This is a genomic window from Candidatus Methanoliparum sp. LAM-1 (genome assembly GCF_020885915.1).
Classification (GTDB): Archaea; Halobacteriota; Methanoliparia; order Methanoliparales; family Methanoliparaceae; genus Methanoliparum; species Methanoliparum thermophilum.
This window is the reverse complement of the sequence record NZ_AP025251.1, coordinates 416,091-434,265: the sequence shown is the minus strand read 5'-3', so window position 1 is coordinate 434,265 and position 18,175 is coordinate 416,091. Positions and strand designations below refer to the sequence as shown.

Below are 18,175 nucleotides of genomic sequence, written 5' to 3'. Positions count from 1 at the left end.
ATTTTATATTTAAAAAGATTATTATAAAAAAAGAACTTAGGGGTTACACGTGCTATCACCTACGATCTGGAACGTGATATGGGATTTTTTGATTCTGAGCATACTTTTGCTGACTGCATCAATAATTAGATCCCGCGTCCCTATTGTTCAGAGAACATTGATGCCAAACGCGCTCATCGCAGGCATGATCGGGCTCATATTCTCATGGCCAGGGATTATACATTTCAGCGCTTATCTGTCCGATTATGTCTTCCACCTTCTAAACATAACCTTCGCGTCAATAGCGCTCTTTTCGCCTCTGCCTTCAAAAGATGATCTCAAAGGAGGGGTGCTGAGCACGATGATCTATATGAATTTTATTTTAGGAATTCAGATTTTGGTCGGATCATTAGCCACGATTCTGTTCTTCAAACGATTGCATCCAACCTTCGGCATCCTGATGGGGATAGGATACGCGGCAGGTCCGGGTCAGGCGTACGCGATTGGAAGCTCTTTGGAGCAATATGGACTGACAAAGGGGGGAAATATAGGAATAATATTTGGAAGTATCGGCTTCTTATGGGCATACTTCGCCGGAATGGCTTTGATACACTGGGGAATACGGAAAAGGAAGGCTACTTTTATATCATCTTTAGATGGTGTTCCAGATGATGTATGGACCGGGATTCTTAAAAGAAAGGAGATAGCAGGATATAAAACCACTGCGGATGAAGCGATAGATTCTCTCGCGATCCAACTCTCCTTCATCGGATTAATATATCTGATCACGATCTTCCTGATCGGTAAGATCACAAGTCTATTTCCTTCTCTTGAAGTTCTCTGGGGTCTAACATTTGCTTTTACGGTCTTCATAGGAGCAATCGTCAGATATTTATTAGAAGGAGTAAAGATGATGAACATCGTCGATTCGGGTCTTCAAAGAAGAATCGCTGGAACGAGCACGGACTACCTCATAGTTGCGGCATTGTGCTCGATACAGTTGCCCGTTGTAAGAGCGTATATCACGCCGATAATCATTATCGCATTGCTGGGCGGAATTGCAACGTTATTCTTCTCGATCTGGTTAGCACCAAGGATATGGGATCACACTTTCGAGAGGATGGTCATCTGTTTCGGGGTGCTCACGGGAACGATGTCCTCGGGCATAATGCTCGGAAGAATCGTAGATCCATTGCACAGGAGCAGAGCAGTCGTGGATTATGCTTGTGGAATGATACCGGGTTTGTTATTCTTCTGGGTACCACTCTTTATAGTTGTTTATATGCTAATATTGAAAGAAAGCATTCTTATCTACTTGATCATCGTAGCTATATTCACGTTTGCCTCGTTCTTAATGTGGAGGATCTTTGGGATATGGACAGGTAAAAATTGGAACGATTTATGATGATAAAACCAACAATAAAAAAGAAAAAATGAAGAGGATTACAAACACGGGGTCTATTTTATCCGTTAGTATTTATGTTTTAGTATTTACGTGCTCTGTTGAATAAATCGTAACTTTTTCATACTGACTAAATATATATTGAGAGTTTTGCAAAACCTCCTCAAATGACTATAAATATAAACACATAAGCAATAATTGTATGATCCCAAGATCGACCATCCGCATTATATTGCTGTGTTGAATAATTCTGTTTGTTAATCTATCTTCCTTTATTCAATTTGGATCAAAGTATTTGAGACCTTCACACCTGAAGAATCCAACGCAATTATCACATCTTCATTGCTCTCTTTCATCGTACTCGATAGTGGGATCTCTATTTTTGTTTCTGAATATGTTTGTATAATCGGTTATCTTCACTTCTGGAACGAGCTGAGAAAGTTTTCTTAAAAATCCCTTGTCGGTAGGGAAGTCTGAAGATCACATGGATGATCATTAAGTATGATGGAGGAAACTCAAAGGGCCTTCCCTTCTTTTCTCTATTCATTACTTCCAGTTCTCTATCCCAAGATCTTAAAAGTTTAGATCTAAGTAAAATTCTCCCCTTCTTACTAATCGTTATACTCTTTCCAATTCTCATCTTTATATCCCATCCCTGATCTCTTGAACTAGATCGCAATGGAAGTTTTTAATACTTATTCAACACAGCAGAATAATCTCTACGGTAAGCATTATACCGTAAAAGAGATGATCTTAAAAACACAGAAAAGCTTAAGAAGAGTCATGAATTGTAATAAGCATTGATCTCATTTATTATAGCTAAGCTTTTTTCGCTTTATCTTTGCTCTGCAAAGATCTACAGAACGCAGTAAGCAACAATCCTCAACGATAGAATAGATCAACAGATGCTCTTCTAGCCCCTTCCGTCCATCAACGTTTCCTCATCGATCGGTTGTTTCTATTCCTACATTTTTCAACAGCTTTAGATATATATACTAGAGCTAAACCTTAACCCCAGACACAGGTTAATGTGCAATAATTATTATTTAAACTCTGGAGATTTGTCGGCTAGGAAAAAAGGAATAGTAAATTATAAATAGGAAAAATGGCGCACAGGAAAACTATATGTTTCCAGAGAATAATAGGAAAATTTTGATAAAGAGTATAATCGCAACTATTATAGCCGTTTTGCTAATATCTTCTTCAGCTTTTGCAGATAGAGGAATGATAGCCGCCTATCCAGACATTTCGGTATATGAACCGGGACAAAAAGCTATTTTGGCGTGGAATGGAGAAAGGGAGGCGATGATACTCTCAACAGATGTAAGGGCCAGTGGAGATACGAAAGTTTTAGAGATCATACCTTTTTATTCAGAACCAGAGATTGAGAAGGGATCTTTTGAATCGTTTAGTGCTTTAGAATGGATATTTATGAAAAATGCACCGATGTTCAGGGGACTCGAATCGAGTGGGCTTGGAATTGAGATTGTAGCTCATAAACGCATCGGCCCGCATGATCTTACCACGATATTTGTCAACTTTTCCGAGACACCAGCTATAGAGTCTCAACATGCTAGGGAGGAAAGATATGCCAAGGAATTCAAAGAATTTGTTACTCCATATCTGGAAGGAATTGGAATGAGCTCCATAACATTTCCTGATGAGCTCGGCGCGATACTGGATCACTATTCTACCGGTGGCTACCGTTACACCGGCAGTACTAACAGGGGTTTTTATTGCGTTCTCGATGTTATAGACATTGGTGATAAAGAAAAAAGTGTAACTCCACTGGTCTATACATTTGAAACAGATATGCTTTACTACCCTCTCGAGATATCCAGGCTTGCAAATGGTGAGACAAATATTCAGCTCTATTTGATTATGGAAGGTATTCCGGATTTATTTCATGTGTTAGAGTTCTATTATAAGGAGGATCCCATCGACCAATTTGAACTCGGGTATTATTCTTCTCCTTTTATGGATAAAACACCCATGATAATACAAGTTGATGAGGATGACTTGAAGGAGATAGATGCACGAATTGCTGATCTATTCTCTCAATCTCAAGAACAAGTATATATCACAGCAATCAAATTTACTGGGGATATAAAAGAACTCCATGGAGATATTGGGATAAATAGAGTACTTAGACCTTTTACGATACAATGAGGGCGAAACAGGCGATATCCTCCCCCCACTAAAGAGGTTGTCTGATAATCCTCCTTACTATCTAGTTTTCTATATAAATAACAGGGGTTTTGCGTTTATGCTTGCGGGGCTGGCACTGATCTTTAAAGGATTGGTGCAATCTTTCAGCTGGTTCAATGGTTCCTTCTCGGTTGCGTTGTAGCATCTGCCAGCAATAGCTCTCTGGTTTTCAAGCAATACGTTAAAGTGGCGAAAAAAAGAGGAATTCAGGGGTATATCAGAGAGTTGTTCCTTCCAATAGGGGGCGACTATCCACATGGATGGTTCATGTTTAAGTGGAGTTCTTAAAATTGCATTTGCTTTTGGAGTGCTCGGGATTCCTTTTACACCACGTAATATGGGAATGGCAATATTTATTGCAGTATTGAGTGGAGTAGCTCTTTCAGGAATCCCTATGGGGATATGTCGGTGAGATGTTAATTATATCAGTATACGGCTTCCCACTGAGGTGCTGCCCCTTATGATAATGATAGCGACATTGGTTGATCCACCGGCTAAAATGATAAATGCTACCGGAGATACGAATGCAGCAATCATAGCTGCAAGAATACTCGAAGGAAAAGACTGGTATGCTAAATCTATAGAGTGACATCTTTTTGATTTAGATCTTCCAATCTTTGAAAAATTCATAAACCATTGGGATCTAAAAAAGCTTTCATGCAATATCTTTACTATCTTTTCACAACCTGCTGTCTAAATCCAGGGCGTGGTTTAAGCTCTATTGAAAAGGTTAAAGAAAATTTAAGTAACGGAGAGAATATAAAAAATGCGGGTATGAACTTTCTTATCTTTCTGATGTCCTTATCTAGCTGCGCCCTCTGCGGCTGGGTTCAGGTTCGGGCTTGTTGCCTACCCTCTGCCTCATGGCTCCTACAAGCCTGTAGAAGAAGACTTTGATAGAATGGCTGAGAGTGGTATCACATGGATCTCCGCAGACTTTGCATGGATGGATATTGAAAGAGAAAGGAGTGTTTATAATTTCTCTTACTTCGATTTCGTGGTTGAAAATGCTGAGAAAAAGGTGTACGGGTAAAAAAAAACATAGATCTAAAGTTAACTTTAAATATGCGAGAAAATATAACAATTTATGAATAGAGTGATATTGTTCATAGCAGCCCTGCTGATAGTGGGCTGTGTGGAAACGCTTGAAGGGCCGGAGGAAGAGAGCATAAAAGCTGCTGTTAATGCGATGAACGCTGAAGCGCTTGCAGAAAACACAAAGGCTTTGTCTGGTGACGAAATGAGTAGCAAAGCACGGCAGTAGAAGAGAGGAAATGGCTACGGATTATATAGCGGAAAGATTCGAATCCTTCGGGCTTTTGCCAGCCAGCAATGGAAGTTATTTTCAAGATGTGCCTGTGGTGGGCATGAAACCTGAACCGGGCGATCTGGTAATGCGCGGAAGATCAGATCTCACACTGAAATAGAGAGAAGTTATGTATGGAATAGACCATAAGCAAGAGACTTGATAGATTCTCTCTACCGCGAATACTCATCGGGTCTTATCCTTCTGTGGAAACCTAAGGAGCTACCCAAACTACGAGGCACAGCTCTTGACGAGAATAGCAAAAAAGTGCCTGATTTCTTAATTCTAGATTTGAGGCAACTATCCACGGAAGGTTCACAGGTAGCCAAGAAACAAAGATTGATCAGGATTTGATATCCATAGTATTTACTAATTCGATTAACAGCATGGTTGCTAATTTAAGAAAGTATGTTCCCAGTTTTGACATAACACCTGAGATGATAGAAGGAAAGTACCGGTGGCATTCATTTCTATCTCTAATATTTGCTATTTCACGAAAGAAGAATGCCAAAGACTGGTTTACAGGAACCATTATAAGTTCTACTAATGTAGGCCCTGAACATCAACTTGAACTATACCATATCTTTCCAAAAGCAATATTGAAAACAAGCGGGGATTTCAAAACACATGAAACGGATGATATTGCAAATATCGCATTCCTTTCACAAAAGGCAAACAGAACAATTTTGAAATCCAAACCCGATGACTATTAAGCAATATCGAAGCAGATCGCTTGAAAGCTCAGCTTGTTCCATTAAATACAGAGTTATGGAAAGTAGATAAGTTTAAAGATTTTATCGTAGAACGAAGAAAACTCATCAAAGAGGCTATAAATGAGTATATGAGAGAAATCGGAAAGGAATATTTCAATACATAACCAATTCGCCTTCGTCCGACAGCGTATAACACAGCATAAAAAGTTTGTGCCTTACGGCACTCACCCAAATTTTTACTTCGCAAAAACTTCTTTTATGCTTGGAACGTTAGGCGAAACGGTGACTTTAAGTAAGACAAAAACATTTGAGGATATAAGATGAAAACGATACACAAAATAATAATCGGTGATTCCCGAAGAATGAAAGAGGTACCAGATGAATCAGTACATCTTATCATTACATCCCCACCTTATTGGCAATTGAAAGACTATGGAAATGAGAATCAAATAGGTTTTAATGATACTTATGAGGAGTATATAAACAACCTTAATTTAGTGTGGAGTGAATGTCATAGGGTTTTACATAAGGGCTGTCGTTTATGTATTAATGTTGGCGACCAGTTTGCTCGTTCTGTATATTATGGAAGGTATAAGGTTATTCCGATAAGAACAGAGATAATCAAATTCTGTGAAAGTGCAGGATTCGATTACATGGGTGCTATTATCTGGCAGAAAGTCACTACATGTCATACAACTGGGGGGCAACTGTGATGGGCTCTTTTCCTTATCCAAGAAACGGGATTCTTAAATTAGACTATGAATTTATTCTGATTTTCAAAAAATATGGAGATTCTCCAAAAGTGAGCAAAGAAATCAAAGAGCAATCAAAACTAACACAAGAGGAATGGAATCAATACTTTACTGGACACTGGAATTTCCCAGGTGAAAAACAGGATAAACACCTTGCAATGTTTCCTGAAGAATTACCCAAGCGACTTATTAAAATGTTCAGTTTTGTTGGAGATACTGTGCTTGACCCATTTCTTGGAAGTGGAACTACCTCTTTGGCGGCTAAGAACCTGAGTAGAAACTCAGTGGGATATGAAATAAACGAGGATTTTTTACCTATCATAAAGAAAAAACTTGGACTAAAACAAAGTACTATTTTTCAAAATGTTGAATTTGAGATAATCAAGCAAGAAAATGTGAAAATAGACTTTAAAGAAGAGATTAAAAGACAGCCTTATATCTTCAAAGATCCTATAGGATTTGATAAAAAGATTAATCCTAAGAAATTAAGATTTGGCTCTAAAATAGACAATTCTCATCTGAAAGGGAAACATATTATACTGTGAAGGAAATAATCTCATCAGAAATTTTGATTTTAAATAATGGATTAAAAATCAGGTTATTGGGTGTAAAAGAAAGACCAGAAAAGAATGGAGAGGCTATTCAATTTTTAAGAGAAAAAGCCTGTGGACAAAAGGTATTCATAAAGTTCGATACTACGAAGTACGATGAGAAAAATAACTTGCTTTGCTATCTCTATCTGTGGAACAAGATTTTTCTAAATGCCCATTTGATTAAAAATGGTTTGGTTGATGTGGATGTTGCAAAAGATTATAAATACAAATCTAAATTCTTAACTTATATGGGGACAAAATAATGGCAAAAGAATGGATATTAAATCAAGCGAATATGAGATGGGGACTGACGAAGAAAAACAAAGTTGGTCCGGTTTCGGAATTGATAAGAAAGTGTTCCCCTAAATCTTTGAAGGATTGGGAGAGGTATTATTATAACAATGTATATCCCAAACAGCATTTGGAAGAACTTGGAAGAAGGCTATACATAAAGATAACCGAAGTATGTCAAGCAGAAATTGAAAGCATAACAGAGGAAGATTGTATTGATTTTATCACCAATTTGGTAATTGGTAGAACCTACGATGGCTATCAGTCTGAAATACAAACCATTTATGGGCAATTACAAGAGGCGTTAGGTGTTAAAGTGGAACCTGCCCCGGATGAATGGGATAGGGGATACAATGTTGATTTCTTCATCAAGGTGAGGGAGAAATATATTGGGCTTCAAATTAAACCAGCAGGGTACGCTTACATTACCCAAATCATCAACGAACTAAAATTTCAGAAAAAGACACATGAGAAATTTACTGCCAAATATGGAGGTAAGGTGTTCTATGTTATTTCAGTAAAGGAAGGTAAGAAGAAAATCATTTACAATCCAGAGGTCATCGAAGAAATCAGAAAAGAAATTAAGAGGCTGGAGAAGGAATGACGCCACCGCATCGCCTAACACAGCATATATGCTTCGGGCTAACTAACGCCCTTGCCCTTCGGATCGCCTAACAGCATATACGGCTCGCTCCCGTTGGTCGCTCACCCAAATTCCGCCTTTGGCGGAACTTCGCATACACCGATGACGTTATACGCCATTGGCTTAAAGAAGGAAAATAAAAATGGTTGAGAAAAGAAAACTGTCTGTCTTTGAGAAGTACCTGACACTCTGGGTTTTACTTTGCATTGGTGCAGGCATCTTTTTAAGGAAGATAGCACCTGAGGTTGCAGTCAAATTAGACTCCCTTTCAATAATGTATCGATCCCCATTGCTATCTGTCTATTTTTATGATGTATCTAATCATGGTGAAGATAGATTTTGCAGAAGTAGTAAAACGACAAAAACGCCTAAGCCTGTGGCTTTAACATTGTTTATCAACTGGGCGATTAAGCCGTTTATTATGTATCTGATTACTTCATTCTTTTTGGGACACCTCTTTAATGGATTCTTGCCTGGGACCGAGATTATCAAGACAGGGTAAGAAGTTGAGTTATGGAGAAGTTACATCTCAGGCGCTATTCTTTTGGGGTTGCTCCCTGCACGGCAATGGTGTTGATGTGGAGTTATCTGGCAAAAGGTAATGATAGGCTTACTTTAGTCATGTGTGCCATAAACTCTCTGACAATGCTTGTACTTTATGCACCTCTCGGAGGATTTTTACTTGGTGTAAATGCAATGCCTATACCTTGGCAAACAATCTTGCTTTCAGTAATGATTTATGTGGCTTTGTCATTGGTTGTAGGATACTTTTCACGGATGTGGATTATCAAATCCAAATGATTAGAATGGTTTAATACAAGGTTTTTGCATCGGCTCACACCGATTAGCATAGTAGCGCTCCTTGCCACGTTAATCCTCTTGTTCTCTTTCAAAGGGAAAATTATAATGAACTATCCGCTAACAATACTATGGATTGCCATCCCGCTTTTTATCCAAACTATATTCATTTTTAGTCTGGGATACTTTGTTTTAGCGAGATTCCTAAGATTCTCCTATCATGACGCTGCCCCGTCTGCAATGATTGGTGCATCAAATCATTTTGAGATTGCAATTGCAACAGCAACTATGCTTTTTGGATTGTCTTCGGGTGCAGCGTTAGCAACAGTAGTCGGTGTTTTGATTGAAGTTCCAGTAATGCTTATGCTTGTTTCGATTTGTAAAAGGTACTGTTATTTATTTGAAGAGTGCCATTTAGATTTACTACAATGCAAGGCTCGTTATAGAGTTGCTGAAACAGAGGGGATACGATGAGAGAATATTGTTTAAAAAATGAACCAACGGCGTATAACACGGTGTTTGTAGGAAACTACGCTTCCTCAAATTTTGCTTTGCAAAACTTCACAAACACCGAGCCCGTTATATACAATTGGTCGCTTGAAAAAGGAGAGTTAGAATATGAACGAAGAAGAAAAACTTGAATTTGAAGATCAAGAAGAAGAGCAACCGATTGAAATCCTACCTAAAGAACGACGGGTCTATTCAGATAAACCTGATAGGAGTATTTTTGAATTATATCGCCAATATCAAAAGGGGAATTTAGAGCTACGGCCAGAGTTTCAAAGGCTTCAGGTTTGGGATAATCGAAAATCGAGTCGCTTAATAGAGTCAGTTTTATTAGAGGTTCCTATACCTGTTATTTATTTAAGCGAAGAATCGGACAACAAGTATTCAGTCTTAGACGGACAGCAAAGACTTAATGCTTTTATTAAATTCCTTGAAAATAATCTCAAATTAAGCGGTTTGAGAATTTTAGCGGAACTGAATGGGAAAAGATTTCAGGATATTCCAAAGAATCTTCAGGATAAATTTGAAAATGCTACCATTCGTATTATTGAAATTAGAAAAGAATCACAATCTGACATAAAATTTGAGATTTTTGAACGATTAAATACAGGAGCAGTCCAACTCAATGCACAAGAATTGCGAAATTGTATCTATCGAGGAAAATATAACGAGTTGCTGAAAGAGTTATCTGAAGATAAGGATTTCCAATTTTTGTTGGGACTTAAAAAACCTCATCATCGTATGCAAGATAGAGAATTAATATTGCGCTTCTTTGCCTTTTACCATAATACATATCTCAAATATACCCCTCCAATGAAACGCTTTCTGAACAAGGAAATGGAGAAATATAGAAATTTAAGCAATGCTGAAGAAAAGGAACTTAGAAGTGTTTTCAAAAAGAGTGTTAGATTGTCAAAAACAGTTTTTGGAAATAAGGCTTTTCATCGATTTGCACTCGGTTCTAATAAAGACCCAAATGGATACTATGATAAGAAAATAAACAAAAGCCTTTTTGATATTATGCTGTTTGGTTTTACAATGTATGATGAAAATCAAATTATTCCAAACAGCGATGCTATTAGAGAAGAATTATTATGGATGATGACACACGAAGAAGACTTTGTAAATGCAATTTCTGGTAGTGGAACTGACAGCAAGGAGAAAACTATAACGCGCTTTGACAAATGGCTTTCTGCTCTTAAAGAAATCGTGGGAATTCCCATGACCGAACCAAGAACATTCTCCCATCAATACAAAAAGCAACTATGGGAATCTAATTCCACTTGTGCGATATGTGGACAAAGGATTCAAATTGTTGATGATGCGGAGGTTGACCATGTAGAGCAATATTGGCGAGGGGGAAAGACGATACCCGCAAATGCACGATTAACACATCGTTATTGTAATAGAAGTAGACCACGAGATGATATACAACTTGACACCGAGAAAAAGGTTACTACTTCTACTTTTCACACATCTCAAAGGAAATCAAAGGCTAAATATCCCAGAGTAATATCTAGGGGAGAAAGAACCCCTCGTCAAGCATTTCGTATTCCTATATTGGAGGTACTTATAGAACTTGGCGGTAAAGGTAAAGTACATGAAGTATTAGAGAAGGTTGAGAATAAAATGAAACATATTCTTAATGATGTTGATTATGAAAAACTACCCTCTGGAGGTATGATAAGGTGGCGGAATACTGCTCAATGGGAGAGACTCGTAATGGTGCAGGATGAATTATTACGTTCAGATTCTCCCAGGGGAATATGGGAAATTACAGAAAAAGGTAGAGAATTCTTGAAGGACAACAAATGATAAAAAGCGACCTCCCAGCGTATAACACAGCATAAAAGGTTCGTGCCCAATAGCACCCAAATTTTTATTTCGCAAAACTTCTTTTATCTGCAAAACATTAGGCGAAATGAGATCGAATTTGACCTCCATAATATCGCAAATTTAAATAAAAGTAGGATATATTCGGATAAGTGAAAGAGCAAGATGAAGGGTATGATATAATGAAAAATGGAGACGAAAGACATTCAAGCGTAAATTGGAGGAAAGTTTTAGATAATTATCGCAGCAATTATAATTATGCAGAAACATGGGAAATAACAGTTTTAGAACTTCTTGCTAATGCTGTTGATGCAAAAGCCACAGATATCAAATTTAGATTTTATAGAGATGAAAATAATGTAACAATTATCTGTATGGATAATGGAAAAGGGATGAATTACTCTCAGTTCATAGAATATCATAACTTGGGCTCTTTATCAAAAGATAAAACGACTGGCACTATTGGATTTGCTGGAATTGGGGCTAAACTTTGTATCGATCTTTGCGATAAAATATATTCAGAAACTAGCAATGGGAAAGAGGTATATTCATCTGAATGGTGGTATAAAAAGACCGATATAGAACCTCATTACAGATTAGTATCGCCTCAAGAATTGCTACCATGGCCAACAGGAACCTATATAAAAATTATTAATTTAATCGCCCCATCACTCAACGCTGATTCGATAACGAAATTAATAATAGAGAATTATCAATATTCCATTGAACCGTACGGCCCTTTGTCAATTTTCATCAATGATAACAAAATTTTAAGCCATAGACCAACAGACACTCCCCATTCTTTCCAAAAAACGGTACGTAAAAATAAAAAACTTAAGACGACTCTTCACATGAATGGAGAATTTTTCTTTGTGGACGATGAATATATTAAAAATACAGAAAAGATTGAAGGGGAATATAGTTCAGGTATTAATATTGTTGTTTGCGGAAAAACTATTGTAAGAGGAGAATTTTTCAACATTTTGCCTCAAATAAAACCTGGCCACCATGCCTATATAACAGGATATATCAGATGTGATGAGCTCATTGAGATTACTAAGACATCTAAAGATGATTTTAATAGAAGGACATCTATATGGTGGCATTTTATTACTAATGCCTCACAAATATTTGAAAGCTGGTTAAAAGAAATAGATAAATGGTACGAGCCACCAAGAAGAGAAGAAGAGTATTTACAAACTGTTATGAACGAAATTGAAAAAAATTTAAATACCATCATAAACAATTATCCCGAACTTATTAAGAATCTTCCTTTTCTGTCAAAAATTAAAAAACCAACTCCGATACCGGATATTGGTGGTAACCAAAAGGGGAGTGAGATAGATGGTGGCCAATTAACAACAGGAACATTTGGTGGGGATTCCATTGGATCGGAGGAGGAAATACCAACACTTGGGCCTGATGAAGATACAAAAGGTGTAATTGTTGATGATAAAGGAGATAAAAAAGTTAAAACCCCTCAGAAAAGAGTGAAAGGACTGAAAATAATCCTATTAGGAGATGAAAATCGCAAGGAAGAAATTTGGTTCGATCCATCAGCGGGTGCTTTTATTATAAATACTTCACACCCAGCATATATAATTGCAAAGAGAAATGTTGAAGCTTTAGATATATATGTAACATACATATATTTAAATTACCTACTTGAATTGCAAGGTGGAATTAATGATGACGAAAAGAAGACATACCTATGGAATATATATAGCGATTATTTAGGTCAATTGAGGTGAATATAAAATGATTTTTGCAAAAGAAGACATCAATACGCCCATTCCCGCAATGATAAAGAAGATTAAAAAAACAAATGGATATACGACTGAAATTGTTTTTTCCCTTCAAGATGTTATGAATAACAAACAGCTTTTAATTATTAAAGAAGAGGTAATAAATGAATTTAACAAACTATTAAGAAAAATAAAAAACATCGTAGGCACAAACATCCCATCAAAAATACCGAGAAAAAAGATATGGGAAATAGGGCATACAATTCTTGAAGAAAGGAAAAAAATTGGTAAAAAATATGGGGTGGATATCACTAATATTATTCAAGCAGTTGCTGAGGAAATAGGTCTTTCTAAGAGTTCTATCCAGTATATGGTTCAATTCAGTGCTATGCTTCCCAAAAATAAAGTAAGGGAGGAAATTAGTTGGGGAAAATATCAAGAGGCTATACAACTTATAAATAAAACAGATTTTAATCAATGTATTACTCTCATAGAGAAGGGCGAATTAAAAACCACTAAGGAGATAAGAAATTATGTGAGACAAAAAAATAATGAGAGGAGGACTAAATGAATACTCACTTCAGTATAATTGGTGCCCTTTCACCTAATAGGCAGTCAAATCCGACTCTCTGCTCTTTTCGGTCGGTACGGTGCTATCGCACTCACTTAACAGAGTATATCTGTATCTGGTTCGGGCTACGCCCTCCCCCAAATTCCTCGCCTCGCTCGGAACTTCAGATATACTCAAAACGTTATTCACCATTATCTGAAACATAACGATGAGGAATATAAAAAATTGTGTAAAATATGTTTTAAAATCTTCTAACATGCAAAAAAAAATGGCTATTGAAAAATGTGAAAAAGTTGAAAATCACTAGAAAAATCGATAGTGCCTTTATAAAAAAGTTTATAAAATAGTTATTGAAAGATAGATAATCTCTGTTTTATAAACAAAACAAAAGGAGATCGTTTCAATGAAAGAAATAAGATTTCATGGACGGGGAGGACAGGGTGCTGTAACCGCGGCAGAACTTTTAGCTGTTGCAGCATTTTACGATGGATATTTTAGTCAAGCATTTCCTGCTTTCGGTGTTGAAAGGCGTGGTGCTCCAGTATTAGCCTTTACAAGGATATCAGATAAGAAGATAAGGTTAAGGAGCCATATTTATAATCCTGATTATGTAATTGTACAGGATTCTTCATTAATAAGCTCGGTAAATATAGCGGAAGGGTTAAAATATGGAGGAGTTATCGTTATAAACAGTACAAAAGATCTTAGAGAGTTAGGCAATGTAAGAACTATCGATGCCACCAAGATCTCTTTGGATACGATAGGCAGACCTATAACAAACACAACGATGCTTGGTGCATTTGCAGGCGCAGTAGATCTCATTAGCATAAACTCCATAAAAAGAGCTGTTGGAGAAAGATTTGTAGGAGAGCTTAGAGAGAAGAACATCCAAGCAGTGGAGATAGCATACAATCAAATGAAGGAGTTGAATAGATGAACAAGGCAAAGAGAAATGATATAAGATTGATTCCAGGAGGAATAACAAGACCAAAAACGACCATTACAAACAAGACCGGTTTCTGGAGAACTTTTATTCCAATCTTTAACGAAGAAAGATGTAACAAATGTGGAATATGCGATATATTCTGTCCAGAAAACTGTATTATCATAAATGAAGAAGGATATAGGCATCCAAACTACGATTTCTGCAAAGGATGCGGAATCTGCGCAGAAGAATGTCCAAAAGATGCTATAAAAATGATACTTGAATCAAAGGAGGGATAAAGATGAATGATAATATAAAGATTTTGGAAGGTTCTATGGCGATTGCATCTACCGTAAAAACCTGTAAACCAAATATTGTCTCTGCTTATCCTATTACACCCCAGACACATATTGTAGAAAATATAGCAAAGATGGTAGCTGATGGGGAGATAAAAGCAGATTATATAAGAGCTGATTCAGAATTTTCTGCTTTATCCACGCTGATAGGGGCTAGTGCTACTGGAGCTAGAACTTATTCCTCTACTACATCACAAGGTCTTGCATTGATGTTCGAAGCTCTATTTAATGCATCAGGTATGAGACTGCCTATCGTAATGACAGTAGTGAATAGAGCTCTCTCTGCTCCATTAAACATATGGAACGATCAACAAGATTCAATATCTGTAAGGGACGCAGGATGGATACAGCTTTATGCAGAGGATAATCAAGAGGCATGCGATCTCTTACCGATAGCATACAAGGTTGCAGAAGATAAAGAGATTCTTCTACCTACTATGTGTTGTATGGATGGTTTCATCCTAACACATACCTTCGAGCCTGTAATAATCCCTGAAGAATCCTTAGTAGATGAGTTTCTCCCTCCTTTTCGACCGGATTTTATATTAGATCCTGCAAACCCATTAACTTTTGGTGCCTATGCTGGACCGGAGATTTATACGGAATTTAGATACCAACAGCACAATGCAATGATAAAAGCCGAAGAAAAGATAGAAAAGGCAATGAATGAGTTTGGAGAGGTCTTTGGGAGAGAGTATGGTCTGATCGATGAATATAGATTGGATGATGCGGATATCGTTATCATATCGATGGGGTCTCTGTTAGGCACCATTAAAGACGCAGTGGATGAGATGAGAGAGGATGGGATAAAGGTAGGTATCTTAAAGATAACCAGTTATAGACCATTCCCTAAAGAGAAGATCTATAATAAGATTAAAGGGATAGAGAAAGGAATAGTCTTTGAGAAAGATGTAAGTATTGGCACGGGTGCAGGACTTTTGAACGATTTAAAAGCTGCTTTATATGGTAAAAAACAAACACCATTTTTATATGGTTTTGTTTTAGGATTAGGTGGTAGGGATGTGGGGATGAATGATATAAAAGATGCTGTAAAAAAAGTAAAAACTCTTGAATTAGAAGATTTTGGATTTATAAATCTTAGGAAGGAAGTATTATGAGTTCGCAATTGTTTGCACCAGGACATACTGCCTGTTCAGGTTGTGGTATGCCTATAGCTATTAAGCTGATACTGGAAGGTAGCGGAAAAGATATCATTGTTGTATCGCCTACTGGTTGTTTAGAGGTTACAACGACCCGTTATCCTACATCAGCATGGGGTGTCCCATGGATACATTCTCTATTTGAGAATGCTGCAGCAGTAGCATCAGGGATTGAGAGAGCACTAAAAGTTCTTAATCGGGATGCAAACGTTATAGTTATAGCAGGAGATGGTGCCACTGTAGATATAGGAATTGGCGCTTTGAGTGGAATGTTTGAACGAGGAGATAATGTAACATATATATGCTACGATAATGAGGCTTACATGAACACAGGGGTTCAAAGATGCAGTTCTACTCCATATGGTGCATCAACAACCACGTCTCCTGTAGGTAAACTCTCATTTGGAGAGGATCGTCCAAAAAAGGATCTACCTGCGATTGCCGTGGCACATGGTGTGCCTTATGTTGCAACAGCCTCTATTGGATATCCTAAAGATGTAATAAGAAAAATAAAAAGGGCAAAAGAGATTGTTGGACCAAAATATATCCACATTTTGACACCTTGTCCAACAGGATGGAGATTTGATGAAAATAAAACAATAGAGATTGCAAAATTGGCTGTTGAAACTGGATTGTTTCCTATATATGAGATAGAGGGTGGAACACTCATAAAAGTAAAAAAGATAAAGAATAGGAAGCCAGTAGAGGAGTATTTAAGATTGCAGGGAAGATATAGACATATTTTAAAAGGATTTAAAGATCAATTAGAGATAATTCAAGAGATTGCAGATAAAAATGCCGAAAAATTTGGCTTAGATGGATAATTATGTACATAGGTCGAGCGGTAATAGCGGGATATACGAATGAAAAAAAGGTTTTTTTAGGATATATTCTTGCATCTATGTCTTTTCCAAAGAGGAGAGCAAGGATAGACGAAGAATCTATCAAGATAGAGCCTTTAAAAACTGCCGATTATAATAATCCATATATAACTTACAACTGTATGAAAAAAGTAGAGAAAGATAAGGCTGTAGTATCTAACGGCATACATACAGACGTAATTGCAAACAAGTTAGATTCTGGATATTCTGGAAGAGATGCGATCGCTATATCTTTATTTGCTATGGATTATGAGAAAGATGAATATAATACTCCAAGGATTGCAGCGTGTTTTGATAATAGATCACTATATATCGGTATTATAGAAAAAGAAAAAATTATAATCGATAAAGTCAGAAATGACAGATGTATGCTTATTTCTACATACAATAAAACTGTTCCAGAGGAAATATCTATAAAAAGATCGACCGCTAAAGATATAGCAAAAGAGTTGTGCATGCTAGATTACGAACATATTATCTGTTCGGCCGTTGTATGTAGAAGAGAAGAGAATGATTTTGAGTTTGCAACAGAAGAAAAAAATAGGTTGTGATGAGCAATAAATAAAAAGTATAAATATTAGAAATAACATTAAGATAATAAAATGAGATTAAACAATGTTGAGATAGAAGAAACATTTGCAGAAGTTTTTTCTATGAAATGTGCACGAGTCTTGATAACAGCGCTCAATGAAAGATGGGCAAAAGTTGCTGCAACGGAAGCAACGGGTTTTGGAACGTCTATAATAGGTTGTCCATCTGAGGCAGGGATAGAAAAATATTTAACACCGGAAGAAACACCCGATGGAAGGTTTGGAGCATATATACAGATTTATCATGGAAAAACGGAAAAATTGGAGGATCAGATCTTGGAAAGGATTGGACAGTGTGTCCTAACTTCTCCTACAACTGCTGTATTCAACGGTCTGCCAAACGCAGAAAAACAGTCAAATATAGGGTTTAAACTAAAGTTTTTCGGGGACGGATTCGATGAAAAGAGAGAAATAAACGGTAGAACGGTTTATTCCATCCCTATAATGGAGGGTGATTTTATTATAGAAGAGAAGATAGGGATCGTAGATGGTATTGCTGGAGGAAACTTTTTTATAATGGCAGAGAACCAGATGTCAGCATTAAACGCGGCAGAGGTTGCTGTAGATGCTATCTTTAACATAGAAGGTTGTATTACACCGTTCCCAGGAGGGATCGTAGCAAGCGGTTCAAAAGTTGGATCTAACAAGTACAAGTTTCTAAAAGCTTCTACAAATGAGAAGTTCTGCCCGACGTTGAAAGATAAGATAAAAGACAGCCAAATCCCAGAAGGAGTAAACGGCATTTATGAGGTCATTGCCAATGGTATGAGCTTAGATCTGGTCAAAGAAGCGATGCGAAAAGGTATAACTGCTGCAACAAAGGTTCCTGGTGTTGTAAAGATAACTTCAGGAAACTACGGAGGAAAATTGGGAAAATATACGATAGATCTTAAAGATCTTTTTTGATCTTCCTATTTTATTA

19 protein-coding genes and 2 pseudogenes are annotated in these 18,175 nt (G+C 37.0%); all 21 read left to right on the top strand.

Features of this window, described 5'->3' with window-relative positions; all coding sequences use genetic code 11:
• Nucleotides 1–160: 160 nt before the first annotated feature.
• The 21 genes and pseudogenes from LPC15_RS02405 to fhcD all read left to right on the top strand — a co-directional run bounded on the left by LPC15_RS02405 (nucleotide 161) and on the right by fhcD (nucleotide 18,159).
• Nucleotides 161–1,384 (top strand): hypothetical protein, encoded by a 1,224-nt coding sequence (locus LPC15_RS02405; protein ID WP_229235121.1) that lies wholly within the window; start codon nucleotides 161–163, stop codon nucleotides 1,382–1,384.
• A 1,122-nt stretch (nucleotides 1,385–2,506) separates the two neighbouring features.
• Nucleotides 2,507–3,550 carry a hypothetical protein gene (locus tag LPC15_RS02400; protein WP_229235120.1) on the top strand — a complete coding sequence of 348 codons (1,044 nt, stop codon included), beginning with the start codon at nucleotides 2,507–2,509 and terminating at the stop codon, nucleotides 3,548–3,550.
• A 289-nt stretch (nucleotides 3,551–3,839) separates the two neighbouring features.
• On the top strand, nucleotides 3,840–4,001 hold the full coding sequence (locus LPC15_RS02395; protein ID WP_324255071.1) for a cation:dicarboxylate symporter family transporter: 162 nt from the start codon (nucleotides 3,840–3,842) through the stop codon (nucleotides 3,999–4,001).
• 48 nt (nucleotides 4,002–4,049) lie between these two features.
• Entirely contained in the window at nucleotides 4,050–4,178 is a 129-nt protein-coding gene (locus tag LPC15_RS06915) for a hypothetical protein (protein ID WP_267496960.1), read from the top strand.
• Between the two features lie 267 nt (nucleotides 4,179–4,445).
• Nucleotides 4,446–4,622: a beta-galactosidase gene (locus LPC15_RS02390; RefSeq protein ID WP_267496971.1), complete on the top strand. Its 177-nt coding sequence runs from the start codon at nucleotides 4,446–4,448 to the stop codon at nucleotides 4,620–4,622.
• A 54-nt stretch (nucleotides 4,623–4,676) separates the two neighbouring features.
• On the top strand, nucleotides 4,677–4,853 hold the full coding sequence (locus LPC15_RS02385) for a hypothetical protein (RefSeq protein ID WP_229235117.1): 177 nt from the start codon (nucleotides 4,677–4,679) through the stop codon (nucleotides 4,851–4,853).
• Nucleotides 4,854–5,245: 392 nt separating this feature from the next.
• A complete protein-coding gene (locus LPC15_RS02380; RefSeq protein ID WP_229235116.1) occupies nucleotides 5,246–5,608 on the top strand; it encodes a hypothetical protein in 363 nt (120 codons plus the stop codon).
• Nucleotides 5,609–5,628: 20 nt separating this feature from the next.
• A complete protein-coding gene (locus LPC15_RS02375) occupies nucleotides 5,629–5,772 on the top strand; it encodes a hypothetical protein (protein WP_229235115.1) in 144 nt (47 codons plus the stop codon).
• A 156-nt stretch (nucleotides 5,773–5,928) separates the two neighbouring features.
• A pseudogene (locus LPC15_RS06995) lies at nucleotides 5,929–7,216 on the top strand (DNA methyltransferase).
• A complete protein-coding gene (locus LPC15_RS02360; protein ID WP_229235113.1) occupies nucleotides 7,216–7,848 on the top strand; it encodes an MjaI family restriction endonuclease in 633 nt (210 codons plus the stop codon). The pseudogene LPC15_RS06995 and the gene LPC15_RS02360 overlap by 1 nt, the downstream one beginning before the upstream one ends.
• Nucleotides 7,849–8,029: 181 nt before the next feature.
• Nucleotides 8,030–9,159 (top strand): annotated as a pseudogene (arsB, locus tag LPC15_RS06990) (ACR3 family arsenite efflux transporter).
• Nucleotides 9,156–9,326: a hypothetical protein gene (locus tag LPC15_RS02345; protein WP_229235111.1), complete on the top strand. Its 171-nt coding sequence runs from the start codon at nucleotides 9,156–9,158 to the stop codon at nucleotides 9,324–9,326. The pseudogene arsB and the gene LPC15_RS02345 overlap by 4 nt, the downstream one beginning before the upstream one ends.
• Nucleotides 9,304–11,007 (top strand): GmrSD restriction endonuclease domain-containing protein, encoded by a 1,704-nt coding sequence (locus tag LPC15_RS02340; RefSeq protein ID WP_229235110.1) that lies wholly within the window; start codon nucleotides 9,304–9,306, stop codon nucleotides 11,005–11,007. The genes LPC15_RS02345 and LPC15_RS02340 overlap by 23 nt, the downstream gene beginning before the upstream one ends.
• 170 nt (nucleotides 11,008–11,177) lie before the next feature.
• A complete protein-coding gene (locus LPC15_RS02335; RefSeq protein WP_229235109.1) occupies nucleotides 11,178–12,776 on the top strand; it encodes an ATP-binding protein in 1,599 nt (532 codons plus the stop codon).
• Between the two features lie 7 nt (nucleotides 12,777–12,783).
• A complete protein-coding gene (locus tag LPC15_RS02330) occupies nucleotides 12,784–13,341 on the top strand; it encodes a hypothetical protein (protein ID WP_229235108.1) in 558 nt (185 codons plus the stop codon).
• A 403-nt stretch (nucleotides 13,342–13,744) separates the two neighbouring features.
• Nucleotides 13,745–14,278 (top strand): pyruvate ferredoxin oxidoreductase subunit gamma, encoded by a 534-nt coding sequence (locus tag LPC15_RS02325; protein ID WP_229235107.1) that lies wholly within the window; start codon nucleotides 13,745–13,747, stop codon nucleotides 14,276–14,278.
• Nucleotides 14,275–14,565, top strand: a complete 291-nt coding sequence (locus LPC15_RS02320) for a 4Fe-4S binding protein (RefSeq protein WP_229235106.1) — start codon at nucleotides 14,275–14,277, stop codon at nucleotides 14,563–14,565. Before LPC15_RS02325 ends, LPC15_RS02320 begins: the two co-directional genes overlap by 4 nt.
• Nucleotides 14,566–14,567: 2 nt before the next feature.
• Nucleotides 14,568–15,740, top strand: a complete 1,173-nt coding sequence (porA, locus tag LPC15_RS02315) for a pyruvate synthase subunit PorA (protein ID WP_229235105.1) — start codon at nucleotides 14,568–14,570, stop codon at nucleotides 15,738–15,740.
• Nucleotides 15,737–16,606, top strand: a complete 870-nt coding sequence (porB, locus tag LPC15_RS02310; protein ID WP_229235104.1) for a pyruvate synthase subunit PorB — start codon at nucleotides 15,737–15,739, stop codon at nucleotides 16,604–16,606. The genes porA and porB overlap by 4 nt, the downstream gene beginning before the upstream one ends.
• 2 nt (nucleotides 16,607–16,608) lie before the next feature.
• Nucleotides 16,609–17,214 (top strand): IMP cyclohydrolase, encoded by a 606-nt coding sequence (locus tag LPC15_RS02305; RefSeq protein ID WP_229235103.1) that lies wholly within the window; start codon nucleotides 16,609–16,611, stop codon nucleotides 17,212–17,214.
• A gap of 51 nt (nucleotides 17,215–17,265) precedes the next feature.
• Nucleotides 17,266–18,159 (top strand): formylmethanofuran--tetrahydromethanopterin N-formyltransferase, encoded by an 894-nt coding sequence (fhcD, locus tag LPC15_RS02300; RefSeq protein WP_229235102.1) that lies wholly within the window; start codon nucleotides 17,266–17,268, stop codon nucleotides 18,157–18,159.
• Nucleotides 18,160–18,175: the final 16 nt, after the last annotated feature.